The organism is Methylobacterium sp. WL116 (genome assembly GCF_008039455.1).
Taxonomy (GTDB): Bacteria; Pseudomonadota; Alphaproteobacteria; order Rhizobiales; family Beijerinckiaceae; genus Methylobacterium.
In genome coordinates this window covers 1-8592 of sequence record NZ_VRUV01000161.1, presented here as the reverse complement: position 1 = coordinate 8592, position 8592 = coordinate 1, and the positions used below count along the sequence as shown (strand labels likewise).

At 67.7% G+C, this 8592-nt stretch carries 7 protein-coding genes, 1 tRNA gene and 4 pseudogenes; 4 read left to right on the top strand and 8 right to left on the bottom strand.

Translation table 11 applies throughout. From position 1 onward, the window contains the following. Nucleotides 1-102: pseudogene (locus FV223_RS13535) on the top strand (YbfB/YjiJ family MFS transporter); the annotation flags it as partial. Here FV223_RS13535 and FV223_RS13530 read toward each other — a convergent pair. The 3 genes from FV223_RS13530 to FV223_RS13520 all read right to left on the bottom strand — a co-directional run bounded on the left by FV223_RS13530 (nucleotide 84) and on the right by FV223_RS13520 (nucleotide 1603). Next, nucleotides 84-509 (bottom strand): YbfB/YjiJ family MFS transporter, encoded by a 426-nt coding sequence (locus tag FV223_RS13530; protein WP_147727539.1) that lies wholly within the window; start codon nucleotides 507-509, stop codon nucleotides 84-86. The pseudogene FV223_RS13535 and the gene FV223_RS13530 overlap by 19 nt on opposite strands. A 75-nt stretch (nucleotides 510-584) precedes the next feature. Then, a complete protein-coding gene (locus FV223_RS13525) occupies nucleotides 585-989 on the bottom strand; it encodes a VOC family protein (protein WP_147727538.1) in 405 nt (134 codons plus the stop codon). After that, a complete protein-coding gene (locus tag FV223_RS13520) occupies nucleotides 986-1603 on the bottom strand; it encodes a pyridoxamine 5'-phosphate oxidase family protein (RefSeq protein WP_147727537.1) in 618 nt (205 codons plus the stop codon). Before FV223_RS13520 ends, FV223_RS13525 begins: the two co-directional genes overlap by 4 nt. 80 nt (nucleotides 1604-1683) lie before the next feature. Here FV223_RS13520 and FV223_RS13515 point away from each other — a divergent pair, with 80 nt between their 5' ends. Then, nucleotides 1684-2574, top strand: a complete 891-nt coding sequence (locus FV223_RS13515; protein WP_147727536.1) for a LysR family transcriptional regulator — start codon at nucleotides 1684-1686, stop codon at nucleotides 2572-2574. A gap of 122 nt (nucleotides 2575-2696) precedes the next feature. Here FV223_RS13515 and FV223_RS13510 read toward each other — a convergent pair. The 4 genes and pseudogenes from FV223_RS13510 to FV223_RS13495 all read right to left on the bottom strand — a co-directional run. Further along, a pseudogene (locus FV223_RS13510) lies at nucleotides 2697-3056 on the bottom strand (transposase); the annotation flags it as partial. A 256-nt stretch (nucleotides 3057-3312) separates the two neighbouring features. Continuing rightward, nucleotides 3313-3522 carry a hypothetical protein gene (locus FV223_RS13505; RefSeq protein ID WP_147727535.1) on the bottom strand — a complete coding sequence of 70 codons (210 nt, stop codon included), beginning with the start codon at nucleotides 3520-3522 and terminating at the stop codon, nucleotides 3313-3315. A gap of 515 nt (nucleotides 3523-4037) precedes the next feature. Further along, complete coding sequence (locus tag FV223_RS13500; protein ID WP_246689675.1) at nucleotides 4038-4391, bottom strand: hypothetical protein; 354 nt, start codon at nucleotides 4389-4391, stop codon at nucleotides 4038-4040. Between the two features lie 69 nt (nucleotides 4392-4460). Next, nucleotides 4461-5661: pseudogene (locus tag FV223_RS13495) on the bottom strand (IS3 family transposase). A gap of 407 nt (nucleotides 5662-6068) precedes the next feature. On the opposite strand from FV223_RS13495, the pseudogene FV223_RS31785 reads away from it, so the two are divergent. Further along, nucleotides 6069-6440 (top strand): annotated as a pseudogene (locus FV223_RS31785) (integrase core domain-containing protein); the annotation flags it as partial. A 222-nt stretch (nucleotides 6441-6662) separates the two neighbouring features. Here FV223_RS31785 and FV223_RS13485 read toward each other — a convergent pair. Then, a tRNA-Gln gene (locus FV223_RS13485) sits at nucleotides 6663-6736 on the bottom strand. Nucleotides 6737-7177: 441 nt separating this feature from the next. Here FV223_RS13485 and FV223_RS13480 point away from each other — a divergent pair. Next, a complete protein-coding gene (locus FV223_RS13480; protein ID WP_147727533.1) occupies nucleotides 7178-8404 on the top strand; it encodes an ABC transporter substrate-binding protein in 1227 nt (408 codons plus the stop codon). The last annotated feature ends 188 nt before the right edge of the window (nucleotides 8405-8592 follow it).

The following is an 8592-nucleotide window of genomic DNA, read 5'->3' as shown; positions in this document are numbered from 1 at the left end:
GGGATCGGGCTCGCGCGGTTCGCCTATACGCCGCTGCTTCCGGCGATCATCGACGGCGGCTGGTTCGAGGCCTCGACCGCGGCCTATCTCGGGGCGGCCAGCACCATCAGCGCGCCTCCAGCAAAGCCCGACGCGAAGCGCCAGGCGAAGAACCACGCGACGTTCAGCGGGTAGGCGCAGGCGAAGAACGCCGCGGTCGCCACCACCATCATCGCGCGGAGCACCACGGGAACGCGGGTGCGGGCGGCGAGCGGCCGCCCGAGCAGGGCGCCGGCGAGATAACCCGCAAGGTTGGCCGCCCCGAGATAGGCCGCGGTCGAGGCCTCGAACCAGCCGCCGTCGATGATCGCCGGAAGCAGCGGCGTATAGGCGAACCGCGCGAGCCCGATCCCGATCAGGCTGGCGCAGGAGGCCGAGGCGACCGCGCGCCGGGCCGTCCGTCTGTCGTCGGCGCCGGCGCGATCGCCGTACGGAATCGGTCGAGGCCGGGCAGGCGTCGGCAAGGCCATGGGACGAGGTTCCCGCCGTTCGGTCCGAGAGTGCAGGGCGACGACGTGAAAGCGGGCCTGGCGACAGGAACGGTCCTACGCCGTGGCGAATTCGAGGCGCACGCCGCCCGGCATCGTGCCGATGAAGTGGTGCGTCTCGGACCCCTCCCGCATCGGACCGGGCGCGAACTCGATCGTCGTCCCCGGATGGCCGCGCACCCGGTCGTAGGCGGCGGCGAGCGCCGCGCGGTCGGCGACCTTGAGGGCGAGGTGATGCAGCCCGACGTTGGCGCGGCGGTCGAACGGCACCGCGGCCTCCGGATCGGCGATCCGCCACAGCGTCACGAGGATCGCGCCGTCGGAGACGAACACGGCGGGGTAGGACGGCACGCCGCCGGCGACGCGCCAGCCGAGCGCGTCGACGAAGAAGCGCTCGGCGGCGTCGAGGTCCGGCACGGCGAGGCCGACATGATGCACGCCACAGGTCGACGGCTCGGTCATGCGGAGGCTCCCTTGAGGCGCGCCAGCTCGGCGCGCAGGTTCGCGTTCTCGATGAGCAGCGGCCCGAGCTCGGCCTCGATCTCGGCGCGCGTGAAGCGCGGCGCGATGAATTGCGGGCAGTTCCAGTCGAAGCCGACCACGTCGATCACGAACGCGGCCACGGCCGGCGGCGCCGCGGGATGCGAGACCCGCGCGACGAGATCAGGATCCTCGGCCGCCGCGACGATGCGCGCGTGGCCGATGAGCTTGAGCCGGCGTTGGGCCGGATAGTCCATCGCGAACAGGGCCACCCGGCCGCGCTCGATCACGTTGCCCTGCGAGATGTACTGCCGGTTGCCGGGATAGTCGGCGAATCCGATCCGGTTCTCGCCCAACGACCGGACGAAGCCGGCCGCCCCCCCGCGATGCTGGATGTAGGGCCAGCCCTCGGGGCCGACGCTCGCCAGGTAGACGCTGTCGCGCGCCTGCAGGAAGGCGTGCTCGCGCTCGGTCAGCGCATCGCGCCCGTCGGCGGACGCGGCCTCCCGCCTGGCGTAGCTGGCGCGGGAGCCGGCGCGCGCCTGGAGCGTGCGCGCCGTCTCGCCGAACAGGTGGTGGAAGTAGGTACCGGGCATGCCGGAGAGGTAGCGGCTTCACGCGGCGGCGATAATCCATCACCTTCGCAGTTCAGAATTTCGTTTTCGGGAATGATCGCGTGGACCGCTTCGCGGCGCTGACCACCTTTGTCGCGGTGGCCGAGCGGGGCGGCTTCAAGGCCGCCTCCCGCCACCTCGGCCACTCGCCGCCTGCGGTGACGCGGACCATCGCCGCCCTCGAGCGGCATCTCGGCGTGCCGCTGTTCCGGCGCTCGACCCGCAGCGTGGCGCTGACCGAGGAGGGCGCCGCCCTCCTGGATCGCGCCCGCGAGATCCTGATGCGGCTGCAGGATGCCGAGCACGTCGTGATGGGGCGCCAGGCGGCGCCGCACGGCGAGCTGCAGATCACGGCGCCGGTCGTCTTCGGCCGCCTGCACGTCCTCCCCGTGGTGGCGGACCTGCTCGCCCGGCACCGGCCGGTGTCGGCGCGGCTGATGCTGCTCGACCGGAACATCCGGCTGGTCGAGGAGGGGATCGACGTGGCGGTCCGCATCGGCGAGCCGCGCGACAGCCGTCTCAGGTCGGTCGCCCTCGGCACGGTGCGGCAGGTCATCGTCGCGAGCCCGGCCTACTGCGCCGCGCGCGGGCGGCCGGCCGACCCGAAGGCGCTCGCCGAGCACGACATCATCGCCGGCGACAACGTCCGAACCGGCTCCCACTGGCGCTTCGGCCCGCGGTCGCAGGGCGTCGCCGTCGCGCCGCGGCTGACCGTGACCTCGATCGATGCCCAGCTGGCCGCCGCCGCGGCCGGGCTCGGGCTCGCGAACGTCCTCAGCTACCAGGCGGCCGAGGGCCTCGCCGCGGGCCGATTGTGCAGCGTGCTCGACGCGCACGCGCCGCCGCCCGTGCCGATCCACCTGCTGTTCGACGCCAGCCGCGCGCACCTGCCGAGCGTCCGCCTGTTCATCGAGGCCATGCGCGCCCGCGCGCGGAGCGGCGCCTGGGAGTGAGTCCGGAGGCCGCCCGGACCGCGTCGTCCGACGTTTGAAGTCTTTGAAATGACCGCGGGACCGTGGCTCGAACCCGCCCCGAGGAATCAGGGCCCCGCAAAGCGCGTCGAAGACCTGAAGCAGCCGGCCTGCGCGAGCCCCGTCCTCCGGAAGTGGACGCGGCAGTGCTGCCAGGTTGCGTTCATCACCTGGGCCACCGATGCCTTGATGCCCTCGTAGGCGTCCGAGATCACCAGCTTGACCGCGCGCAGCCCCCGCCGGGCGAGCTTGCGGAAGGCTGTCCCGAACATCTCGGCCTCGGAGGGGCCGACATCCATGCCGCGCACCTCGCGCCGGCCGTCGGTGCTCACGATCACCGCCGCCGAGGCGATCAAGAAAGCCGGGAAGCACGAGCCCCTCCGCAGCTTCGGGATGCGCAGTTCGACGGTCCCGGCCCGCGTCTGCCAGTCCCGGTCACGATAGCCGCTGCGCTGGACCAGCCGCACACCCCCGATGGTTCCGAGTGCCCTGGTCGGCAGGGATCCTGGGCGATCTTTGCGCCGCCGGCGTGCGGCCGTCCCCGCTCGCCATCCTGTGCGAGGCGACCGATGACGGACCGACCGATGCGGACCGTGAGCATCCTGGTCGACGAACTCGCTGCCGGCCCTGGGCTCGATCACGTCGCATGACGACCGGCGCCATCGAGAGGAAGGCAGGGACGACGGCCCTGACTCCGAATCGGAAGTCAGGGCCCGGAGCTTATCGCAGCGTCGGCGACTCACCGGTCTTGAGATGACGCTCGTCCCCCTCCGGTCCGCCGAGCGACACGTGCGAGTTCAGTCGATCGAGGTGCTCGAAGACGTGCTCGAAGGCATTCGTCACCGCCTGCTCGAAGGAGCCGTCGCCTTTGCCCTGCGCGGCCTTCAGAGCGCTGAGCAGTTCTTGATGCTTGTGGGTGTCGCTCGACATGCTGCTCTCCCGCCGGACCTCATGCCGGCAGGAAGGCCAAGCCCTGCAGATGATCGCGGTTCCCCGTCACGGTGCACGACCAAGCCGTCGCCGACCTCATCAAGCGAGACCCTCGACCACAGCAAGAGAGGAGTAGGCGCAGAAGGCTGGGACCGTGGGGAGGAAGAACCGCGATCGGGGTCATCCGGAGTCCGTGCGCGCGCCGGGATCGAGGTTCCGGCCAGCCCTCGATGTCGGGTCCGCATCCCGATCCCCTTCTGAGATCGTGGATTGGAGGGCCGAGAAATGGCTCAGGACACCGCTCGAAGACCAACGCCTCGTATCGGGAAGGACCGCGGTGCTCCGTCGCCGCATCGAGGCCGCGAGCATCGATCCTGACTTGGTCGATCCGCGGGAAATTCCGCCCGGCATCGCGATCGACAAGTCCGCCACGGCCTTCCATGAAGAACCTGGGCCAGAGCGCATCCCTGGCAGCATGGTGCTCAACCATATCACCACGCCGTGGGATCAAACACCTAGTCTGCGACGACCACCCTCAATGATCCGAGGCTGAGTTCTTCCGCCATGTCGCCCAGGACGGCGCGGACGCTGATGAGGCCCGTGCTCAAGATCTCGAAAGGCGAGAGGATCAGGCTCGCCGACGCCACGATATATCGCGGCGCCGTGCTGCCGGATTCGAGCGCGGAGACGAGCTTCCGCTGCTCGGCGATGGGCGGCGTCTCCACCGGCTCCTCGATGATCGGATCCTCGAGGCCGGGCACGTAGCAGCGTAGCAGGACGGAGGAGAGCGGGTGCTCGGCCGACGAGATCACATGCGTATGGATGCAGAACTTCGGCAGGATGAACGGCATGTCCGGAGAGGCGAACATGACCGAATTGTAGCACCCGATGAAGCTCAGCTTTCTGATCGGCCCCCAGGCGGTGGTCCAAGGGTGGAGTTAGTGCGCGGTAGGCCGTTCTGCCACGGGTAGCTTGGCCGGCGGAGCTGGTCGGGCGAGCGCAGCCGGCCAAGCGGAGAACGCTGGCACGAACACCTCCGGTGCCGGGGGCCGGTATCCCAGCGAGGCATGTGGGCGCACAGTGTTGTAGTGACGCCTCCAGCTTTCGATCACGATCTGCGCCTCCTTGAGTGTGTAGAAGATCTCACCATTCAGGAGTTCGTCACGCAGACGCGCGTTGAAGCTCTCGACGTACCCATTCTCCCAGGGTGAGCCTGGCGTGATGTAAGCGGTTTTGCTGCCGACCGCGGTGATCCAGGCTTGCACAGCCTTCGCGACGAACTCAGGCCCATGATCCGAACGAATATGGCCCGGTACGCCACGCAGGATGAACAGGTCCGAGAGCACGTCGATAACGTCGATCCCCTTGAGCTTGCGTGCGACCCGGATCGCCAGGCATTCGTGCGTGAACTCGCTGCGCGGTCCTTCGGTTCATCGACCACGTTGAGCATCCGGATCTTGCGCCCATCGTGCGTGCAGGCCTCGACGAAGTCGTACGACCATACGTGATTGCGGTGTTCCGGGCGAAGACGAACACAGGAGCCGTCGTTGTCCCAGATCCGCCCCCGCTTGGGCTGCTTGGCCGGCACCTTCAGCCCCTCACGCCGCCAGATCCGCTCGACGCGCTTGTCGTTGACCGACCACCCAGCCGCCTTCAGCAACGCGCTGATCTTGCGGTAGCCGTAGCGCCCGTACTTCTCGGCCAATGCCACAAGATCGGCCGTCAGCGCCTCTTCGTCGTCCCGGCCCCGCGGTACCTTGCGCTGCGTCGAGCGATGCTGTCCGAGCGCCCGACAGGCGCGGCGCTCGAAGACGGTCATCGTCCGCATAATGTGCTCGACACAGGCGCGCCGGCGCGCGGGGCTCAAAAGTTTCCCCGGGACGCCTCCTGCAGGATCAGCTTGTCGAGGGTGAGATCCGCAATCGCCTTTCGAAGCCGCTGGTTCTCGGTCTCCAGGTCCTTCAACCGACGAACCTGATCCGACTTCAGGCCGCCAAACTCACGCCGCCACCGGTAGTATGTCACTGAGCTCACGCCGAGCGCGCGGATTGCATCGGCCACGCTCTGGCCCTGTGAAATCAGCACATCCGCCTGCCGCAACTTGGCGACGATCTCCTCGGGCTTCGGGTGCTTTGCCATCTCGTCCGTCCTCCAGGCTCAAAAGCCATACTAAAGGGCGGACCACTTCAATGGGGGCTGATCACGTGCGCCCGCATGCATCGCTGAAATACCAGCCGCCGGCACCGGAGGTGTTCGTGCCAGCCTTCTCCGCTTGGCCGGCTGCGCTCGCCCGACCAGCTCCGCCGGCCAAGCTACTCGTGGCGGAGCGGCCCACCGTGCACTAACTTCACCCTTGGACCACCTCGCGGGGGCCGATCAACCCGCGTTTCGACGACGATGGCGGAACGTGCCCTGTGCCCGAGTTGCCTGATCCAAGGCAGTTACTGATTTGGCGTGCGCTCCTGTCGAAGAGGTAAGCGGATCTCGAAGGCACCGAAGGAGCAGTTTCGAAAACTCGATCCGCTCCACCACATGCTAGAACAACACATATCCGGTCCTACGACTTCGTCGAGCATCGTACGCACAGGGGTCGCAAGCAGCGAACGCTGAACGTGGTGGCGGCCCCAAGGATCGTGCAGCGCGCTGACCCGCAAGCGCTCGCTCAACCGGATCACTCGCAAGCTCCAGGCGGTAGACGTGATCGACGCGCTCTCGGACTTGTTCGGTTTAGATTGGGCACCCCATCAAATCCGCCCGGGCAACGGGCTGGAATTGATCGACAAACGGTCCAGAACTGGATCGCAGCGGTCGGCTCGCGGGCAGCCTGCATCAAGTCGGGCGGTCCCTGGGAAAACGGCTATTGCGAAAGCTTCAACGCGAAGCTCCGCGACGAACGCCTGAACGGCGAGGTGATCTTCGCCACAGCGTCGCGACCGACCTGCGCGAGCTCGGAAATACGGATCGGGAGATCGCCGATATCTTGGGCCAACGCACGGCCTACGCGACGCCGACGTACCACCGACATGAAACGGTCGAACGCACGCGTGATCGGCGATCTGCACGGGGAAGACCGTTCCGAAGAAAAGTCAAACCTGCCGCCGTAAGCACTCGTCGTTGAAGCTAAGTCGTTGAAAATTCATTGGCTGGGGGACCTGGATTCGAACCAGGACCAGAGGAGTCAGAGTCCACCGTTCTACCGTTAAACTATCCCCCACCGAAGGGACGGGTACCGCTCGCGATCCGGGCACGGCTGGAAGCCGGTGACCGCTCGGAAGGGGTCCGTCGTTCGGGAGCGCTTCCGTTAAGGGGAAAGCGCGGATCGGTCAACAGGCTTTGCCCGCGCCGGCGCATTTCCGGGCCGGCCCGGTGCTTCCGGAACGCCCGGGCGCATCGGCCGGAGCATGGTCCCCGCGCAGGCCGCGACGGACGCCGCCTGGCCGACCCTCGCCGCGGCGGCGGGGGTTCGCGCCGTAAAACCCACAACCCTTTGGATTTGTAGGCCGGACCTTGCGTCCTGCGTTGCGTTCGCGTGCACGTTCGACAATATTCCAGCGCTCGGGCAGGGGCCCGAGACTTCGGGCCGCAGAACCCGCGACGGTGCCTCAAGGCACCGCGACACAAAAAACGCCCAGATCGGGACACGGAGGAAACAGCCATGACACTGACGACGCGCGCGTTCGTTGGCGCCCTGCTCGGCGCGACGGCACTGGCCACGCTCGGCGCCCTGCCGTCCCAGGCCGCGGACCCGATCAAGATCGGCGTCACCGGCCCCTATACCGGCGGCTCCTCCGCCATGGGGGTGTCGATGCGCGACGGCGCACGGCTGGCGGCCGCCGAGATCAACAAGGCCGGCGGCGTGCTCGGGCGTCAGATCCAGCTCGTCGAGCGCGACGACGAGGCCAAGAACGAGGTCGGCGCCCAGGTGGCGCAGGAGCTCATCAGCAAGGAGAAGGTCGTCGCGACGCTGGGCTTCATCAACACCGGCGTGGCATTGGCCGCGCAGCGCTTCTACCAGGAAGCCGAGATCCCGGTGTTCAACAACGTCGCCACCGGCACCGTCATCACCAACCAGTTCAAGGCGCCGGACTACGACAGCAACTACGTCTTCCGGAACTCGGCCTACGACGTGCTGCAGGCCGGCATGATGGTCGACGAGGCCGTCGCGCAGGGCCACAAGAAGATCGCCATCCTCGCCGACTCGACCAATTACGGCCAGCTCGGCCGCGAGGACATCGAGAAGTACCTCGGCACCAAGGGCGTGAAGCCGGTGGTGGTCGAGAAGTTCAACATCAAGGACGTCGACATGACGGCCCAGCTGCTGAAGGCCCAGCAGGCCGGCGCCGACGTGATCCTGGCCTACGGCATCGGGCCGGAGCTGGCGCAGATCGCCAACGGCATGGCCAAGCTCGGCTGGAAGGTGCCGATGATCACCTCGTGGCCGGCCTCGATGCAGAGCTTCATCGACATCGCCGGCGCCAACGGCAACGGCGTGGTGATGCCGCAGACCTTCATCGAGGACAAGACGCTGCCGAAGCGCAAGGCCTTCCTCGAGGACTACTACAAGACCTACGGCGTGACCAAGATCCCGACCCCGGTCGCCGGCGCGCAGGGCTACGACTCGGTGTTCCTGATCGCCGCCGCGATCAAGCAGGCCGGCTCGACCGACGGACCGAAGATCCGCGAGGCGCTCGAGAACCTCAAGGAGAAGGTCGAGGGCGTGGTGACGACCTACGACAAGCCGTTCACCGCCGCCGACCACAACGCGATCTCGCGCAACATGGTCGTGTTCGGGAAGGTGCAGGACGGCAAGATCGTCTACGCCAAGGACACGGACGCTAAGAACGCCGGCGTGGTGCGCGTCAAGGAAAAGACCTCCAACTGACGATTTTCGTCGGTCGGGCGGGATGATCCACCGCTGCCGGAACGCTTATCGAGCGTCCGGCGGCGCGCGAGGTCCCGCAACCGCCCGCGTGCCGGGGCGGCACGGCCGGCCCGACGCCGGACGCGACGAGCTGCAGGAAGATGGTCATCGTGTCACCGGCGCCCGTGCGTGAGGGTTTGGTCGTTCAT

Excerpts from the sequence above, each read along its gene's own strand:
- FV223_RS13525 (WP_147727538.1), bottom strand. The coding sequence starts at position 989 with ATGACCGAGCCGTCGACCTGTGGCGTGCATCATGTCGGCCTCGCCGTG.
- FV223_RS13500 (WP_246689675.1), bottom strand. The coding sequence starts at position 4,391 with ATGTTCGCCTCTCCGGACATGCCGTTCATCCTGCCGAAGTTCTGCATC.
- FV223_RS13480 (WP_147727533.1), top strand. The coding sequence starts at position 7,178 with ATGACACTGACGACGCGCGCGTTCGTTGGCGCCCTGCTCGGCGCGACG.
- FV223_RS13520 (WP_147727537.1), bottom strand. The coding sequence starts at position 1,603 with ATGCCCGGTACCTACTTCCACCACCTGTTCGGCGAGACGGCGCGCACG.
- FV223_RS13505 (WP_147727535.1), bottom strand. The coding sequence starts at position 3,522 with ATGTCGAGCGACACCCACAAGCATCAAGAACTGCTCAGCGCTCTGAAG.
- FV223_RS13530 (WP_147727539.1), bottom strand. The coding sequence starts at position 509 with ATGGCCTTGCCGACGCCTGCCCGGCCTCGACCGATTCCGTACGGCGAT.